Source organism: Nocardiopsis sp. NPDC006139 (genome assembly GCF_040614155.1).
GTDB classification, from domain to species: domain Bacteria; phylum Actinomycetota; class Actinomycetes; order Streptosporangiales; family Streptosporangiaceae; genus Nocardiopsis; species Nocardiopsis changdeensis.
The window spans coordinates 120,481-137,640 of the sequence record NZ_JBEXTT010000013.1; the positions used below are offsets into that span (position 1 = coordinate 120,481).

The following is a 17,160-nucleotide window of genomic DNA, read 5'->3' on the forward strand; positions in this document are numbered from 1 at the left end:
CCGGAACCCGGCTCACGGGAGTTCGGCGTCCGTACCCCCGTGGGTGCCGGTGCCCGCCTCCCCGGTCCCTCCGTCGGTTCCGCCGCCGGTCCCCCCGTCACCGGTCCCGGTCCCCTCGCCGGTGCCCCCTTCACCCCCGCCCGTACCGGGGTCCGGGCAGGCGTCGGGGTCGGTCCCGCAGTCGGTCGGGTCGACCGTGGCGCAGTCGGGGTGGTGGGGGTCGGTGTGGCAGTCGGTCCCGGTGCCGCCACCGGTCCCGCCGGTCTCCTCGGTGGGCGGTGTCCAGGTGCCGCCCTCCCCGCCGGTGCCCTCCCCCTCGGAGGGGGCCTCCTCCACGGGCTCCTCCTCGGAGGCGGAGGGGTCCACCGCGACCTCCTCGGAGGTCGGGGTGTTGCCGACCGGCTCCACGGGCGGGGGAGTGCTCTGGACGTAGACCCAGAACAGCACGCCGCCCAGGGCGGCGAGCACCGCCAGGGCCCCGGCCGTCACCCACCCGGCCGCGGGGCGCCGCCGGGGCCGTTCCGCCGCGGGCGCCGGGGGAGCGCCGCCGGGCGGCCCGCCGGGGCGGCCGCGGCCCGCGGTGCGGGGTGCGGTCCGCGGGGACACCCGGGTGCGCGGGACCTCCGTCCCGGGCGCGGCGGGCCCGGTCCGCCAGGGCCCTCCGGCGGTCTCCCCGGGTGCCGCCCCGCCCTCGGGGGCGCCCCCGGCGGGGCCGACCGCGGGCAGCGGCCCGGTGGCGGGCCCGCCGTCGGACGGGGGCGCGGCCCCCCGCCGGGGCCCGGGAACCTCGGGGACGGCGCGGATGCGGGCGGTGTCGGTGTCCACCGCGGTGGAGGTCTGCTCCAGCAGCAGGGTGGCGGGGGTGGCCGCGGGCAGGGGGCCGCCGCCGATGAGCGCGCCCAGCACCTCCATGGCGGTGGGCCGCCGGCCGGGGTCCTTGTCCAGGCAGCGCTCCAGGACGGGGCGCAGCCGGTCGGGGACGCCGGTCAGGTCCGGAGGGGAGGTGAGCACCTGGTCGACGATGGCCAGGGTGGTCCCGCCGTGGAAGGCGCGGTGGCCGGTGGCGGCGTAGACCAGGACGCAGGCCCAGGAGAACAGGTCGCCGGCCGGCCCCGCGGCGCGGCCGCGGATCTGCTCGGGGGACATGTAGGCGGGGGTCCCGGCGACGGTGGTGGTCTGCCGGGTGGCGTCGACCAGCCGGGCGATGCCGAAGTCGATGACGCGGGGGCCGTCGGGGCCCAGGATGACGTTGCCGGGCTTGAGGTCGCGGTGCACGACCCCGGCCTCGTGGACGGCGGCCAGGGCGGTGATGGTGGCGATGGCCAGCCGGTCCAGGTCGGCGCCGGTGCGGGGGCCGCCGCTCTCGACGGCGGCGCGCAGAGTGGGGCCGGGGACGTACTCGCTGGCGATGTAGGGCGGGTCGGCGTCCATGTCGGCGTCCAGGACGGCGGCGGTGCAGAAGGGGGCGACGCGGCGGGCCGCGGTGAGCTCCTGGGCGAAGCGGTCGCGCTGGCGGGAGTCGCCCTCCCAGGTGCGGCCCAGCACCTTGACCGCCGCCCGGGTGCCGTCGGCGGCGCGGGCGAGGTAGACGGTGCCCTGCCCGCCGCTGTCGATACGGGCCGTGACGGTGTAGGGGCCGATGGCGGCCGGGTCGGTGGGGAGGAGCGGTGTGGTCATGGTTCGCGCCCTGTCGGTGGGGAGTCGCCCGCTGCGGTCTCCATCGCTCACTGTGACGTGGCCCGGGGGCCGGGGGGACCTTGCCCGCCGGTGATAATCACCTTGCTTTTTCCGGACGACGGGGGAGACCGGTCCGCATACCGCGCGAACCGGTCTCCGGGTGGGGCGGGCCCGTCAGAGCCCGAGTGCGTGCATGGAGAAGTCGAAGACGAAGACGCCGGTGAGGATCCACATGAGCCAGCCGACGTCGCGGACGCGTCCCTGGACGGTGCGCAGGACGGTGTGGGCGATGATGCCGATGCCGATGCCGCCGGCGATGTCGAAGGCGAAGGGCATCATCGCGATGGTGAGGAAGGCGGGGACGGCCACGCCCATGTCCGACCAGTCGATGTCGGCGACGTGGGTCATCATCAGCGCCCCCACCAGCACCATGGCGACCGAGGCCGCCTGGGCGGGGACGATGGAGAAGACCGGTGCGAAGACGATCGCGGTGAGGAACAGGGCACCGGTGACGACGCTGGACAGCCCCGTGCGGGCCCCCTCGCCGACGCCCGCCGTGGACTCGACGAAGACGAGGGTGGCCGAGGAGCTGGTCAGGCCGCCGACGACGGCGCCGGTGCCGTCGGTGACGAGGATCTGGTTGACGCGGGGCATGGCGCCGTTCTCGTCGGTGATCCCGGCCTTGGCGCCGATGGCGAGGATGGTGCCGACGGCGTCGAAGAACCCGGCCAGGACGAGGGTGAAGAGGATGACGCCGGCGGTGGTGGGGCCGGCGGTGGTCCAGGCGCCGAGGAGGTCGACCTGGAAGAGGAGTCCGAAGTCGGGTACGGCGACCAGGGAGGCGGGGAGCTCGGGCGCGCCGCCGCCCCACTGGGCGGCGTCGAGCCCGAAGGCGTAGTGGACGACGACGGCCAGGACCGTGGCGCCGACGATGCCGTAGAAGATGGCGCCGGGGACGCCGCGGACGAGCAGGGCCGAGGCCAGGGTCAGGCCGATGACGAAGATGAGGACGGGCCAGCCCAGCAGGTGTCCGCCGTCGGCCTCGGCGCCGAGCTGGAGGAGGCTTCCGCCCTCGCCGCGGCTGACGAAGCCGGCGTTCTTGAGGCCGATGAGGGTGACGAAGAGGCCGATGCCGACGCCGATGGCGATCTTGAGGTCGCGGGGCAGGGCGTTCATGACGGCGGTGCGGACGCCGGTGACGACCATGGCGATGATGATGAGGCCCTGCCAGACGACCAGGCCCATGGCCTCGGGCCAGGTCATGTTGGGCGCGGCCTGGTAGGCGACGACGGCCATCACCCCGAGGGCGGCGGCGCAGGCGATGGGGGCGCGTCCGACCACGCCCATCATGATGGTGACGAGCCCGGCGGACAGGGCGGTCATGGTGGTGAGCTGGGCGGGGTCGAGGTGGTCGCCGTTGATGTCGGTGGCGCCGCCCAGGATGACGGGGTTGAGGACGATGATGTAGGCCATCGCCATGAAGGTGGTGAGTCCGCCGCGGAGTTCGCGTGCGGGGGTGGAGCCGCGGGCGGTGATGGAGAAGTAGCGGTCGAGCCAGGATCGACCTTCGTGGGGGGTGGATTGCGGGCGCTTGGCGCTGTCGCGTGTGGTCATGTCCCCTCCTGGAGGGAAACGGGGCGGCCTTCGGTCGCCTGATGAGAGTGGATGATCACGCAGAGTGATCGTCCGTGGGCGTGCGGGAGCGTCGTCGCCCCGTGCCCAGGGCGGTGGCGCGCGCGTGCGCGGATGGGCGCGTGCGCCGTGGGCCGCTCACCGGGTGGGTGAGGGAGGTCGGGCGGTGCGGCGGGGTGGCCGCCGCACCGCCGGTGGTCTTACAGGGGGATGCCGACGATGTCCTCGGGCCGCACGGGGGCGTGGGTCAGGGCCTTGCCGGTGGCGTCGCGGACGGCGGCCACGATGGCGGGCGTGGAGGACAGGGTGGGCGGTTCCCCGGCGCCGCGGACGCCGTAGGGCGAGTGCGGGTCGGGGTGTTCGAGGACCTCGATGCGCATGGGCGGGGTGTCGAGGATGGTGGGGATGAGGTAGTCGGTGAAGGACGGGTTGCGGATCTGCCCGTCGCCGACCTGGACCTCCTCCATGAGGGCCAGGCCCAGGCCCTGGGTGGAGCCGCCCTGGATCTGGCCGATGAGCTGGAGCGGGTGCATGATCTTGCCGACGTCCTGGACGGCGTCCAGGGCGATGACCTTGACCAGGCCGAGTTCGACGTCGACGTCGACGACGGCGCGGTGGACGCACATGCCGAACTGGGTGTGGGAGGAGCCCTGCCCCAGGGTGGGGTCGAGCATCTCGGTGGGCCGGTGGTGGTACTCGCGGGTCTGCTCCACGACGGTGCCGTCGCCGAGCAGGTCGGTGAGCGAGACCAGGGCTCCCAGGGTGCGGGAGACGACCTTGCCGCCGGTGAGGGACAGGTCCTCGTCGTCCAGGGCCGCCGGGATGTGGCCGCGTTCGCGGGCCAGGGTGTAGAGCTCCTCGCGTACGGCCAGGCAGGCGGTGCGCACGGCGCCGCCGGTCATGTAGGTCTGGCGGGAGGCGGAGGAGGATCCGGCGGAGCCGACGCCGGTGTCGGAGGGGGCGATGACGACCTTCTCCACGCCCAGTTCGGTGCGGGCGATCTGGCCCTTGATCGTGACCAGGCCCTGGCCGACCTCGGCGGCGGCGGTGTGGACGAGGGCGACGGGTTCGCCGTTGACGACCTCCAGGCGCACGCGTGCGGTGGAGTAGTCGTCGAAGCCCTCGGAGAAGCAGAGGTTCTTGAGGCCGACGCCGTAGCCGATGCCGCGGACGACGCCTTCGCCGTGGGTGGTGCCGGCGACGCCGCCGGGCAGGGTGCGCAGGTCGGCGGGGTCGGGCAGGGCGTCGCGCGCGGGCGGCAGGGGCAGGTCCTTGGCGCGGGCGAGCATCTCGGCCATGGGCAGGGGCATGTCGACCTCTTGGCCGGTGATGATGCGCGAGCCCTGGCTCATGGAGTTCTTGATGCGCAGGTCGACCGGGTGCATGCCCAGGGCCTGGGCGAGGCGGTCCATCTGGGACTCGTAGGCGAAGCAGGCCTGGACGGCGCCGAAGCCGCGCATGGCGCCGCAGGGCGGGTTGTTGGTGTAGACGCCGTAGGCGTCGACGCGGGCGTGGGGGATCTCGTAGGGGCCCAGGCCCAGGGAGGAGGCGACGCCGACGACGGCCGGGGTGGCGGAGGCGTAGGCCCCGCCGTCGACGATGACCTCGGCGGTGGCGTAGAGCAGGGTGCCGTCGGCCAGGGCGCCGTGCTCGTAGCGCATCTTGGCGGGGTGGCGGTGGACGTGCCCGTAGAAGGACTCCTCGCGGTTGTAGACGATCTTGACGGGCTTGCCGGTGTGCAGGGCGAGCATGCAGGCGTGGATCTGCATGGACAGGTCCTCGCGGGCTCCGAAGGCGCCGCCGACGCCGGCCAGGGTGATGCGGACCTTGTCCTGGGGCAGGGCGAGGGCGGGGGCGATCTGGCGCTGGTCGACGTGGATCCACTGGGTGGCGACGTAGAGGTCGACGCCGCCGTCCTCGGCGGGGACGGCCATGCCGGACTCGGGGCCGAGGAAGGCCTGGTCCTGCATGCCGACCTCGTACTCGTCGGCGACGACGACGTCGGCGCGGGCGCGCAGGGCCTCCAGGGCGGTGTCGGGGTCGCCCTGGGCGAAGTCGCCGGTGCGGATGGGCTGGTGGCGCAGGCGGTTGCCGCGCTGGTTGTACTCGGGGTGGTCGGGGACGGTGCCGGGTTCGTGGACCAGGGGGCAGTGGGGGTCCATGGCGGCGCGGCGCGGGTCGGTGACGGGTTCCAGGACCCGGTAGTCGACGCGGATGCGCTCCATGGCGCGGCGGGCCGTCTCGGGGTGGTCGGCGGCGACGATGGCGACGGGTTCGCCCTTGTAGCGGACCTTGCCGTAGGCCAGGACGGGCTGGTCCTCGAATTCGAGGCCGTAGCGCTTGGTGCCGGGGACGTCCTCGTGGGTGAGGACGGCCTCGACGCCGGGGACCTTGAGGGCCTCGGTGATGTCGATGGAGAGGATCTCGGCGTGGGGGTGGGGGCTGCGCAGGGTGGCGCCCCAGAGCATGTCCTCCATCCACATGTCGGAGGAGTAGGCGAATTCCCCGGTGACCTTGAGGGTGCCGTCGGGGCGCGGCGGGCTGGCGCCGATGCCGTCCCTGGTGGTGCTGGTGAGATCGGTGACGGTGGTCGCCGGCATCAGCGGTTCGCCTCCTGGGTGAGTCGCGCGTGGGCGTTGCGGCCGCGGGCGGCGGCGGCCTCGCGGGTGACGGTGGTGAGTTCCCCGCCGGAGACGACGGGGCGGGCGCCGACCCACAGGTGGGCCAGCGGCGGGGTGGGGCCGAAGACGGCGGCGACGACGGGGTCCTCGATGACGTCGTAGCCGAAGCCGTCGACGCGCCACAGGGCGATGTCGGCGAGTTTGCCGACGGTCAGGGAGCCGAGTTCGGCGTCGCGGCCCAGGACGCGGGCGCCGCCGAGGGTGGCCATGTGCAGGGCCTGGCGGGCGGAGAGGGCCTGGGGGCCCTTGCGGGCGCGGGCCATGAGCAGGGCCTGGTGCATCTCCCCGGCCAGGGGGGTGAGTTCGCTGGAGGCGGGGCCGTCCACGCCCAGGCCGACGGGGACCCCGGCGGCGAGGAGTTCGGTGGTGCGGCAGATGCCGGCGCCCAGCCGGGCGTTGGAGGTGGGGCAGTGGGCGACGCCGGTGCCGGTGGCGGCGATGCGGGCGATGGCGTCGTCGGAGAGGTGGACGGCGTGGGCGAACCAGACGTCGGGGCCGAGCCAGCCGAGCTTCTCGGCGTACTCGACGGGTGTGCAGCCGAATTCGGCCCGGCACTGCTCTTCCTCGTCGAGGGTCTCGGCGAGGTGGGTGTGCAGGCGGACGCCCTTGTCGCGGGCCAGGTGGGCGGCCTGGACCATGAGGTCGCGGCTGACGGAGAAGGGCGAGCAGGGGGCGACCGCGATGCGGGTCATGGACCCGGGCGAGGGGTCGTGGTGGGCGTCGATGGCGTCGGCGGTGCCCTGGAGGGCGTCGTCGAGGGTCTCCACGACGCTGTCCGGGGGCAGGCCGCCCTGGCTGTGGCCGCGGTCCATGGAGCCGCGGGCCAGGTCCAGGCGCACGCCCACGTCGAGGGCGGCCCGCACCTGGGCGTCGACGATGTCGCCGCGGCCCGCGGGGTGGATGTAGTGGTGGTCGGAGGCGGTGGTGCAGCCGGACAGGGCCAGGTGGGCGAGTCCGGCGGTGGTGGTGTCGGCGACGACCCGGGCGTCGAGGCGGTGCCAGATCTCGTAGGAGCCGACGAGCCATTCGAAGAGGGTGCCGTCGGTGAACAGGCCCTGGGTGGCCCACTGGTAGAGGTGGTTGTGGGTGTTGACGAGGCCGGGGGTGGCCAGGTGGCCGCGGCCGTCGACGCGGGTGGCGTCGTCGGGGACCAGGTGGGCGGGCGCGGGGCCGTCGCCGACGGCGGTGATGAGGCCGTCGCGGGCGATGATGTGCCCGTCGGGGTGTTCGGCGCCGTCGACGGTGGCGATGTGGGCGCCTTCGATGACGAGGGAGCGGTGGTCGGTCATGCGGTGCTCCCGGCGGTGTCGGTGCCGGCGCGGCGTGCGGCGGCCAGGTGGACGGCGTCGAGGATCTTCTCGTAGCCGGTGCAGCGGCAGAGGTTGCCGGCGAGGGCTTCGCGGATCTCGGGGTCGGTGGGCGCGGGCCGGCCGGCGTCGACGGTGCGGTTGAGCAGGTCGTCGGTCTGGACGAGCAGGCCGGGGGTGCAGAAGCCGCACTGGACGGCTCCGGCGTCCAGGAAGGCCTGCTGCACGGTGTTCAGGGGGCGGTCGCCGCCCTTGCCGGCGCCGTCGGCGAGGCCTTCGACGGTGCGGACGCGGCGGCCTTCGGCCTGGCCTGCGGCGACCATGCACGAGCAGACGGTGACGTCGTCGAGGTAGACGGTGCAGGAGCCGCATTCGCCCTGTTCGCAGGCGTTCTTGCTGCCGGGCAGTCCCAGGCGCTCGCGCAGGACGTACAGGAGGCTCTCTCCGGGCCAGACGTCGTCGGCGGTGACGTCCTGGCCGTTGACGTTGATGTTCACGCGCATGCGGCGGCTTCCTTGCGGTAGTCGGTGATGGACCAGGTCAGGGTGCGGCGGGCCATGACGGACAGGGCGTGGCGCCGGTAGGCGGCGCTGCCGCGCTGGTCGTCGATGGGGCGTGCGGCGGCGGCGACGAGTTCGCCGAAGCGGCGGACGGTGGCCTCGGGCAGGGGCCCGGGGGAGTCCCAGTCGATCTCCTGGGCGAGGAAGTCCTCGGCGGCCTCGGCGCGCAGCGGGGTGGGGCCGGCGGAGCCGATGCCGGTGCCGACGGTGCGTGCGCCGGTGTCCAGGGCCAGGGCGAAGGAGGTGACGGCGATGACCATGGCGTTGCGGGTGCCGATCTTGGCGAAGTGCTGGGGCCCGGCGGGCGCGGGCAGCAGGATCGCGGTGATCAGTTCGTCGTCCCGGCGCGCGGTGGTGCGGAACGAGAGGAAGAAGTCGCGGGCCCTGACACGGCGGGTGCCCCGGGTGGAGGCGAGTTCGACGGTGGCGTCGGCGGCCAGCAGCGGCGGGAGGGCGTCCCCGGCGGGGGAGGCGCCGCCGAGGTTGCCGCCGACGGTGCCGCGGTTGCGGATCTGCGGTGAGGCGACCGTGCGGGAGGCCTTGGCCAGCCCCGGTGCCAGGGCGGGCAGCTCGGCGATGATGCGGCTGTAGGGGACGGCGGCGCCCAGGCGCGTGTGGCCGTCGCCGGCGGTCTCCCAGCGGGAGAGTTCGGCGACGCGGGTCAGGTCGAGCAGGATGTCGGGCCTGCGCTTGTCGAAGTTGAGTTCGACCATGACGTCGGTGCCGCCGGTGATCGGGACGGCGTCGGGGTGCTCGGCCTTGGCCTCAAGCGCCTCCTGCAGGGTGGAGGGGCTCAGGAATCGCATGTGTGAAGGTCCTCGCGTTGACTTGACCGGTGGGTTGTGTGAAGTACAGCACTCCGGTGTCGTCGCTTCCAGGCGGCGATGACATGAAGTGATGGCGGAACGAACGGTTATCGTTGGTCGTTTCCTCCAAGTGGTGCCCGTGGGAGGGTTCGTACTTCCCCACCACTGAACTCCCGTAAGGTCTCGGGGACCATCATCGACACACGGACTCAAGAGGGACGTTCATGCGTCTTGGCGATTTGATCGCGGTCGAGCGGCTGCACCTGCGCTTCCTGGCGGGGGCGGAGGAGGCCGACCGCGAGGTGGGGTGGGCCTACACCACCGACCTGTTGGAGCCCGCGCGGTATCTGCGCGGGGGCGAGCTGGTGCTCACGGGGATGATGTGGCGTGAGGGGCCCGGGGACTCGGACCGGTTCGTGGCGTCGGTGGAGTCGGCAGGCGCCGTGGCGATCGGGGCGGGGACGGCGCTGGGCTCGGTGCCCGAGGACCTGGTGCAGGCGTGCCTGCGGCGGGGGATGCCGCTGGTGGAGGTTCCGCCGGAGACGTCGTTCGGCGCGGTGACGGAGGAGGTGCTGGGCTCGCACACCCGGCGCCGGTTCGCGGGGCTGGCGCGGCACCGGGACCGGTTGCGCCAGGCGGTGGCGGAGGTGGCCGCCGGCGCGGATTTCGCGGAGGTGTTCGCGCGGGCGTCGGCGCAGGTCGGGGTGCGCGCGTGGGTGGTCTCGCCGACGGGCCGGCTGGTGGCCGGCGACGGCGCGGGGCTGGGCGCGGCCGAGCGGGAGTGGCTGGCGGCCCGGGCCCTGGCGTGGCCGCTGCTGCCGCACACCACGCGGGTGCCGGGGGCCGGGGAGGCGGTCGTGACGGTGCGGGAGGTGGCCACGTCGCGGTCGCATCCGCTGTCGCGGTGGCTGCTGGTGTGCGCCGGCGACGAGGCGGTGTGGTCGGAGGAGGAGCGCGAGACGGTCGCGGAGCTGGGGTCGGTGGCGGTGCTGGCCCGGGGGCGGGTGGAGGACCGGTGGAGCACCGAGGCCCGGCACCTGGAGGGGGTGGCCCGGCTGCTGGCGGCGCAGCGGTTCGACGAGGTGGCGGCGCTGCTGCGGGGTACTCCGCAGGGCGGGGGCGAGGACCACGTGGTGGTCAGCGCCGTGATGCTGCCCGCGCCGCGGGCGGGCGAGCTGCCCCGGCACGTGGTGGCCGAGCTGGTGGCCGACCTGCCCGGCGCGGTGGTCACCGGGGACGGGGACGGCGACACGCTGGCGCTGGTCCCGGTGCCCGCGGGCGGCGACCCCCGGGAGGCGGCCGAGCGGGTGCGCACGGTGCTGGTGGCCGGGGCCCGGGTGCTGGAGGGCGGCCTGCTGGACCACCGGTTGGCGCTGGGGTCGTCCTCGGCGGCGCGCGGGGTCCCGGAGCTGCGGGGCGCGGCGGTGGAGGCCCGGCACGCGCGGCGGCTGGCGGAGCTGCGGGGCGGCCGGTGGCGGGTGATCGCGGGGGCGGAGATCGACTCCCACGAGCTGCTGCTGGCGTCGGTGCCGGAGGAGGTGCAGAGCTCCTACCGGGAGCGGCTGCTGGGCCCGCTGGTGGCCTACGACCGGGACCACCGGTCGGAGCTGGTGGAGACGCTGGAGCGGTTCCTGGAGCACTCGGGGTCCTGGCAGCGGTGCGCGGCGGCGATGCACGTGCACGTGAACACGCTGCGGTACCGGATCGGCCGGGTGGAGGAGCTGACCGGCCGGGACCTGAGCAACCTGGAGCACCGGGTGGACCTGTTCCTGGCGCTGAAGCTGCGCGACTGAGCGGTTCCGGCGGCGCGCTGTCGGCGGCGCACGGTAGGGTGCGCGCCCATGGGCACGGATGTTTCTCGGGAGTCGTTGCAGGGCGCGGATCTGGCGGGGGCCGATCTGCGGGAGGAGTGGGGGAGCGCGGGGGGTGCGCCCCGGGAGCTGGTGGGGTGCGACCTGTCGGGGGCGGACCTGCGCGGGGTGGACCTGGCCGAGGCGGTGGTGCGGGACTGCCGGCTGGACGGGGCGCGCCTGGACGGCGCGGAGCTGGAGGGGGCCCGGTTCGTCGGCGGCGGGGCCGCGGGGGCGGTGTTCGGCGGGGCCGAGTGCACCGAGGCGCGGTTCGAGCGGGTGGACCTGGCCAACACCCGGTGGCAGGGGGCGCTGCTGACCGACGCGGTGTTCTCGGGGTGCCGGATGACGGGGGCGGGGCTGACGTCGCTGCGCGGGGTGGGGTACGCGTTCGACCACTGCAACCTGATGCTGGCCCGGTGCAAGGGCATCGACCTGCGGGGCCGGGTGCTGGAGGGGCTGCGCCTGGACGAGGCGGACCTGTCGGCGGCGGACCTGCGCGAGACGGTGTGGGTGGACTCGCGGCTGCGCGGGGCCTCGCTGGTCGGGGCGAGGCTGGCGGGCGCGGACCTGCGCGGCGCCGACCTGGGCGAGTTCACGGTGGAGCAGGCGCAGTACCTGCGCGGGGCGATGATCGGCCCCGCGCAGGCGCGCCTGCTGCTGGGAGCGCTGGGGATCACCCTCGCCGACTGAGGGTGTCCTCCAGGGAGCGGGGCGGGCGGCCCAGGGCGTCCTCCACCCCGGTGGACAGGTGGGCCTCGCGCCCGCGGGCCAGCGGTCCCATGACGTCGGCCCAGATCAGGGCCACCTCCTCGGGGATTCCGGCGGCGACCCGTTCGGCGATGAACTCCTCCTCGGTGACGGGGGTGTGGGCCACCGGCGTTCCGGCGGCGGTGAAGGCCTCGGCGACCTCTCCCAGGGTGAGCGGGCGGGGGCCGGACATCTCGTAGGTGCGGCCCTGGTGCCCGTCGCCGGTGAGGGCGGCGACGGCGACCTCGGCGATGTCGTCGGCGTCGACGTAGGGGCAGGCGGCGCCGTGGACGGGCAGCCGCAGGTCCCCGGCCTCCACCATGGGGGTGAAGAAGCCGTCGGTGAAGTTCTGGGCGAACCAGGTGGGGCGCAGCACGGTCCACTCCAGGCCGCTGCCGGCCAGGGCCTTCTCGCCCTGCATGTGGCCGTTGTCGAGGTTGGGGCGGTCGGTGTAGTACTCGGGGTCGTCGTTGCCGCGGGCCGAGAGCAGGACCAGGCGCTCCAGGCCGAGGGCACGGGCGGCGTCGATGAGGTCGGGGGTGCGCGGGTCGGCGTCGTTGGGGACGACGTAGGCGGTGCGCACCCCCTTCAGGGCGGCGTCCCAGGTGGCGGGGTCGGTCCAGTCGAAGCGGTGGGCTGCGCTGCGCGAGGCGACGCGCGCGGCGCGGCCCCGCTCGGCGAGCAGGCGGGCGACGCGGCGACCGGTGGTGCCGGTGCCGCCGATGACCAGGATGGGGTCGGTGTTCGTCATGGCAGAAGTCCATCACCTGCGGCTGAGACGATCCATGGGTTGAAAACTCACCGGCATGTGCGATCGTCTACGGCATGGACGCACTCTCCGACCTCCTCGACGGGGTCCGGGCCCGCGGGGCCCTGTTCAGCCGTTCCCTGATGGAGCCGCCCTGGTCGGTGTGCTTCGACCACTCCCTGCCGCTGTCGCTGATCACCATGGTGCGGGGCCGGTCCTGGATCGTCCCCGAGAGCGGTGACCCCGTCGCCCTGGCCCCGGGGGACATCGCGGTGCTGCGCGGCCCGGCCGTGCACACCGTGGCGCACCCGGCCGACGCCGCCGCCACCGGCGCCGTCCTGTCGGGAACGGGGTGCGTGGGCCCGGACGGGCTGAGCCTCGACGAGGACGTGGTGCTGGGACTGCGCACCTACGGGCACTCCCTGGACGCCCCGGACCTGATGCTGTGCGGGAGCTACGACGTCACCGGGGAGGTGGGGCGGCGGCTGCTGTCGGCGCTGCCGGAGGTGCTGGTGGTGCCCGCCGACGCCTGCCACGACCCGCTCACGCAGATGATCCTCAACGAGGTGGACTGCCAGGTGCCGGGCCAGCAGGTGGTGCTGGACCGGCTGCTGGACCTGGCGCTGGTCTCGACCCTGCGGACCTGGTTCGACCGGCCCGAGGCCGACCCGCCCGCCTGGTACACGGCGCTGGCCGACCCGGTGGTGGGGGCGGCGCTGCGGGCGGTGCACAACCGGCCCGACGCGGCGTGGACGGTGGCGGGGCTGGCCGAGGTGTGCGGGGTGTCGCGGGCGACGCTGGCCCGGGACTTCACGGCGCTGGTGGGGGTGCCGCCGATGGCGTACCTGGCCGAGTGGCGGATGACCCTGGCCGCGGACCTGCTGCGCGACACCGCCGAGACGGTGGGGGCGATCGCCCGCAGGGTGGGCTACGCGGACGCGTTCGCGTTCAGCGCCGCGTTCAAGCGGGTGCGCGGGGTGTCGCCGACCGACCACCGCCGGGGCGTGCGGGGGTCAGTCGGGCAGGTGGAGGCGGCGCACGTGTAGGGCCACCTGGAGGCGCAGCCTCCCCGGGACGGTGCGCACGCTCCAGCCCAGGAGGCGTTCGAGGCGTTCCAGGCCCTGCTGGGCGGTGGAGTGGTGCACGCCCAGCGCCGTGGCGGCCGCGCGCACGCTGGACGCGGTCGCCAGCGCGTCGGCCAGGGCGATCAGGGCGGTGGAGGTGCGGGCCAGCCGCTCCAGGGCGGTCACGTCGGGCGGGGGCGCGTCGCCGGGGGCGACGGTGTCGGCCAGGGGCAGCAGGGCGCCCAGGTGTTCGGCGCGGACGAGGCGGGGGCCGGGGTCGGCGCCCGACCCGGCGGCGGTGAAGCGCAGGGCGCGGCGCGCGTCGGCCAGGGACGCGGGCAGGTCGGCGACCGGTACGGCCGGGCCCAGCCCGGCGCGGGCGGTGCCGGGGTCCTCGCCGGGGGCGAGCAGGCGCACCGGGCCCCGGCGGGGGGCCAGGACCGCGCGGCGGGCGGCGGGCCCGATCCCCGCGCGGCGGGCCGCGGCCAGGCGCTCGTCCTCGCCGCGGGCGGGGTCGGTGAGCACCGCCGCCAGGGGGAGGGCGGGGGCCGGGGAGCGGTCCAGGTGGTCCAGGACGGCGACCGCGGCCCGCTCCAGCACCATGTCCAGGACCGGTCCGGCGGGGCCGGGCACCTCCAGCCACAGCAGGGCGGTCCCCGCGGTGGCGGTCGGCCAGGACGGGTCCGGGGGCGGCTGCGGGGCGCGGGTGAGGCGGCCGTCGGGCAGGGCGCGCAGGGACAGGGCGCGGGCCGGGTCCGTGAGCGCGGCGGGGTGCCCGGCCAGGGCGGCCGCACCGCGCACCAGGGGTTCCAGGCCGGTGCCGTGCAGCCGGTCGAAGTAGGCGATGACCTTGACGGCGTCCCCGGCCTGGGGGTCCAGTGCGCTGATGCGGCCCAGCAGTTCCCTCATGGAACCAGTGTGCCCTGCCTCACACGCCGAGGGTGCGGCGCAGCCAGGGAAGGCGCGCGGCCGTGGCCTGGCGGGACAGGGCGGCGTGCGGGGCGAAGGAGTCGAAGCCGTGGAAGGCGCCGGGCCACACGTGGAGCTCGGCGACGCCGCCCGCCCGCCAGATGCGGGCGGCGTAGTCGACGACCTCGTCGCGGAAGGTCTCGGCCGAGCCCACGTCCAGGAACGCCGGGGGCAGCCCCGACAGGTCGGCGGCGCGGGCGGGGGCGGCGTAGGGGGAGGTGTCGGGCCCGCCCGCGGTCCCGCCCAGCAGGGCGTTCCAGCCGGTGTCGTTGGAGGTGCGGTCCCACACGCCCAGGCCCGCCATCTGGTGGGCGGAGACGCTGTCGTTGCGATCGTCGAGCATCGGGTAGATCAGCAGCTGCGCGGCCAGGGCGGGGCCGCCGCGGTCGCGGGCCAGCAGGGCGGTGGCGGCGGCCAGGCCGCCGCCGGCGCTGGCCCCGCCCACCACGACCCGGGCGGTGTCCAGGCCGTGGGCGGCGGCGTCGGCGGTGAGGTGGGCCAGCCCGGCGTAGCAGTCCTCCACGGGGGTGGGGTGGGGGTGCTCGGGGGCGAGCCGGTAGCCGACGGAGGCCACCGCCAGGCCCAGTTCGCGGGCGGTGGCGAGCAGGTCGGGGATCTCGGGGCCGCGGTGGGTGCCCAGGATCATGCCGCCGCCGTGGATCCAGTACAGCAGCCCGGTGGGGGCGGTGGTCCAGGTGGGACGCCACAGCAGCAGGGGGACGTCGGCGCCGTCGCGGCCCGGGAAGGTGAGGGCGTGCTCGGTGAAGTCGCCGCCGTGGGCGAAGTCGCCCTCGACCGGCAGGCCGGCGCGGGCGGTCCGGACGGCGTCGATGAGGTCGGGGGTGATGGAGGGGGTGATCTGGTCGCCGATCAGGGCCAGGGCGGCGGAGAGCTCGGGGTCGAAGGGCGGTGGAGGAGGTGTGGTCAACGGAGGTCTCCCGTCGGTGTCGGTGCGCGGGACCCCATTGTGCGGACGCCGCCGGGCGGGGCGGTAGCGGCGTGCGGCGGGGTGGTGCCCGCCGCGTGGCGGGGTCAGGACCCCAGGGCGCGGGCCAGGGCGAGCATCTGCGCGGGGCGGGCGGTGTCGCCCTCCTCCAGGGACCAGACGGTGTTCTCCAGGACGCGGACCAGGGTCCAGGCGCGGGCCCGCTCCCGGTCGGCGCCGGTGGCGTCGGTGAGCAGGTCGAAGCGGCGGCGCAGCAGGCGCTCGGTCCCGGGGCCGGACGGGAAGCGGTTCCACAGGGCGGGCAGCAGCTCGTAGCCCGGGTCGCCGGCCAGGGGCTTGGGGTCGATGGCCAGCCAGGGGCCGCGGCCGGTGCCCGGGAGCGGGGCCAGGACGTTCTGGTAGTGCAGGTCCCAGTGCAGCAGGCGGTCCCCGGCCTCGGGGGCGACGGCGGCGGCCACACCCGCCCACCGGTCCAGGGCGGCGTCCAGGTCGCCGGGCGGGTCGGCGGCGGCCCGCAGGCGGCGGGCGCGGGCGACGAGGCGTTCGGTCATGGGGCCCAGGCGGCGCAGGCCGGGCGGCCCGGGGCGGGCGTTGAGGGTGGTGAGCAGTCCGGCGATGGTCTCCAGGGCCCGGTCGATCCCGTGGGCGTCGATGGTGGAGTCCAGGTCGCGGCCGGGGTCCAGGGCCTCCAGGAGCAGGTCGCCGCTACCGGGGTCGTGGTCGAGGAGGCGGACGCAGCCGTCGCCGTCCCAGGCGCGCAGCGCGTCGGGTTCGCCGCGGGTCTCGGCGTCGACGGGCTGGATCTTGAGCATGGCCGGGCGGCCGTCGGCGGTGGTGACGGGCAGGACCAGGGAGACGGCGCCGTGCAGGGGGTCGCCGGCGGGGGCGAGGCCCCAGGCGTCCAGGCGCTCGGAGGCCCGGCGGGGCAGGTCGGCCACCCAGTCGGGCCCGCAGAAGCGGGTGAGGGCGGCGGCGACGCGGGCGGGCACACGGACGGTCATGGTGCCGCAGCCTAGCGGGTGGGGCGGGTGCGCCGACCGGGGTTCCCGGCCGGTGCCGGCCGGCGGCCGCCGCGCCGGGAGAGGGCGTCGACCATGCCCGACAGGGCGGGCTTGGGCCGGTAGGCGGTGTCGAAGGGCAGGGCGGCGTCGGTGCCGGGGAACCATTCGGGGATCCAGGAGTGGGCGTCGGTGACGCCCCAGACGGTCACGTTGACGCAGCCCTCGACCTCCAGGCAGGCGGCCAGGACGTCGCGGTACTCGCCGCGCTGCTCCCGCAGGTCCTCGTCGGTGACGGGCTCGGGGATGCGCACGTCCAGTTCGGTGACGGCGACCTCCAGGCCCAGGTCGGTGTAGCGGCGCATCTGGTCGGCGAGGTCCTCGGACACGTCGCCGTGCACGAAGTGGGACTGGAAGCCGATGCCGTGCAGCGGGACCCCGCGCTCGACCAGGTCCGACACCAGGGCGTAGAGGGCGTCGGCCTTGGGGCCGGCGGTCTCGATGCCGAACTCGTTGATGTAGAGCTCGGCGTCGGGGTCGGCGGCGTGGGCGCTGTAGAGGGTCTGGGCGATGTAGTCGGGGCCCAGGACCTCGTACCAGAGGTTGCGGCGCATGTCCGGGCCGCCGTCCTCCAGGGGCTCGTTGATGACGTCCCAGGCGGAGACGCGGCCGCGGTAGCGCTCCATGACGGTGGTGACGTGCTCGTGGACGACCGCGCTCAGGCTCTCGGCGTCCCAGTCGCCGCCGGCGAGCCAGTCGGGCTGCTGGTTGTGCCAGAGCATGGTGTGGCCGCGCACGTTGAGGCCGTTCTCGGCGGCGAAGTCGACGACGGCGTCGGGGCCGCTCCAGTCGAACTCGCCCCGTTCGGGCTGGACGTGCTCCCACTTCATGGTGTTCTCGGCGGTGACCGAGGTGTAGTGGTCCTCGACGATGCCCCGGTAGCGGCGGTCGTGGGCGAGGGGGTCGACGGCCACCGCGACGCCCAGGTCGATGCCCCGGGCGCGGGCGAGCCCGGGTAGCAGGTGGCCCTCCTGCTCCGGTTCGGGCAGGACGGCGACGAGGACGCCGGTGACCGTGAGGACGACGGCGCACAGGGCGGCGGCGGTCAACAGCACCCCCTTTCCGTTGACGGGCGCGGGCCTGCCGTGCCCGGTGGTGCGGTGCCCGGTCAC

General features: G+C 75.2%; 14 protein-coding genes. 3 read left to right on the forward strand and 11 right to left on the reverse strand.

Annotated features, from left to right (window positions below; genetic code table 11):
• Positions 1-12 precede the first annotated feature (12 nt).
• From ABZ249_RS18955 to ABZ249_RS18980, 6 genes are all read right to left on the reverse strand, one after another.
• Entirely contained in the window at positions 13-1,677 is a 1,665-nt protein-coding gene (locus ABZ249_RS18955; protein WP_355264390.1) for a serine/threonine-protein kinase, read from the reverse strand.
• A gap of 174 nt (positions 1,678-1,851) precedes the next feature.
• Positions 1,852-3,291, reverse strand: coding sequence for an NCS2 family permease (locus tag ABZ249_RS18960; protein WP_355264393.1), 1,440 nt, complete (start codon positions 3,289-3,291; stop codon positions 1,852-1,854).
• A gap of 218 nt (positions 3,292-3,509) precedes the next feature.
• On the reverse strand, positions 3,510-5,909 hold the full coding sequence (gene pucD / locus ABZ249_RS18965) for a xanthine dehydrogenase subunit D (protein ID WP_355264395.1): 2,400 nt from the start codon (positions 5,907-5,909) through the stop codon (positions 3,510-3,512).
• Positions 5,909-7,279 carry an 8-oxoguanine deaminase gene (locus ABZ249_RS18970; RefSeq protein WP_355264398.1) on the reverse strand — a complete coding sequence of 457 codons (1,371 nt, stop codon included), beginning with the start codon at positions 7,277-7,279 and terminating at the stop codon, positions 5,909-5,911. The genes pucD and ABZ249_RS18970 overlap by 1 nt, the downstream gene beginning before the upstream one ends.
• A complete protein-coding gene (locus tag ABZ249_RS18975; RefSeq protein WP_220561337.1) occupies positions 7,276-7,800 on the reverse strand; it encodes a (2Fe-2S)-binding protein in 525 nt (174 codons plus the stop codon). The genes ABZ249_RS18970 and ABZ249_RS18975 overlap by 4 nt, the downstream gene beginning before the upstream one ends.
• Positions 7,791-8,663, reverse strand: coding sequence for a xanthine dehydrogenase family protein subunit M (locus ABZ249_RS18980; protein WP_355264401.1), 873 nt, complete (start codon positions 8,661-8,663; stop codon positions 7,791-7,793). Before ABZ249_RS18980 ends, ABZ249_RS18975 begins: the two co-directional genes overlap by 10 nt.
• A gap of 224 nt (positions 8,664-8,887) precedes the next feature.
• Between ABZ249_RS18980 and ABZ249_RS18985 the strand changes: the two genes are divergently transcribed.
• Both ABZ249_RS18985 and ABZ249_RS18990 read left to right on the forward strand, forming a co-directional pair.
• Complete coding sequence (locus ABZ249_RS18985) at positions 8,888-10,456, forward strand: PucR family transcriptional regulator ligand-binding domain-containing protein (protein WP_355264404.1); 1,569 nt, start codon at positions 8,888-8,890, stop codon at positions 10,454-10,456.
• A gap of 48 nt (positions 10,457-10,504) precedes the next feature.
• The gene (locus tag ABZ249_RS18990) at positions 10,505-11,206 is read left to right on the forward strand and encodes a pentapeptide repeat-containing protein (RefSeq protein WP_355264407.1); all 702 of its coding nucleotides are present in this window, start codon (positions 10,505-10,507) and stop codon (positions 11,204-11,206) included.
• Here ABZ249_RS18990 and ABZ249_RS18995 read toward each other — a convergent pair.
• Positions 11,190-12,014 (reverse strand): NAD(P)H-binding protein, encoded by an 825-nt coding sequence (locus ABZ249_RS18995; protein ID WP_355264410.1) that lies wholly within the window; start codon positions 12,012-12,014, stop codon positions 11,190-11,192. The two genes, ABZ249_RS18990 and ABZ249_RS18995, sit on opposite strands and share 17 nt — an antisense overlap.
• 74 nt (positions 12,015-12,088) lie before the next feature.
• Here ABZ249_RS18995 and ABZ249_RS19000 point away from each other — a divergent pair, with 74 nt between their 5' ends.
• A complete protein-coding gene (locus tag ABZ249_RS19000; protein ID WP_355264413.1) occupies positions 12,089-13,057 on the forward strand; it encodes an AraC family transcriptional regulator in 969 nt (322 codons plus the stop codon).
• Here ABZ249_RS19000 and ABZ249_RS19005 read toward each other — a convergent pair.
• The 4 genes from ABZ249_RS19005 to ABZ249_RS19020 all read right to left on the reverse strand — a co-directional run bounded on the left by ABZ249_RS19005 (position 13,025) and on the right by ABZ249_RS19020 (position 17,160).
• The gene (locus tag ABZ249_RS19005; protein ID WP_355264416.1) at positions 13,025-13,984 is read right to left on the reverse strand and encodes a helix-turn-helix domain-containing protein; all 960 of its coding nucleotides are present in this window, start codon (positions 13,982-13,984) and stop codon (positions 13,025-13,027) included. The genes ABZ249_RS19000 and ABZ249_RS19005 overlap by 33 nt on opposite strands.
• A 19-nt stretch (positions 13,985-14,003) precedes the next feature.
• Positions 14,004-14,972, reverse strand: a complete 969-nt coding sequence (locus ABZ249_RS19010) for an alpha/beta hydrolase fold domain-containing protein (protein ID WP_355264419.1) — start codon at positions 14,970-14,972, stop codon at positions 14,004-14,006.
• 104 nt (positions 14,973-15,076) lie between these two features.
• Complete coding sequence (locus ABZ249_RS19015; protein WP_355264422.1) at positions 15,077-15,991, reverse strand: aminoglycoside phosphotransferase family protein; 915 nt, start codon at positions 15,989-15,991, stop codon at positions 15,077-15,079.
• 11 nt (positions 15,992-16,002) lie between these two features.
• On the reverse strand, positions 16,003-17,160 hold the full coding sequence (locus ABZ249_RS19020) for an endo-1,4-beta-xylanase (RefSeq protein WP_355264424.1): 1,158 nt from the start codon (positions 17,158-17,160) through the stop codon (positions 16,003-16,005).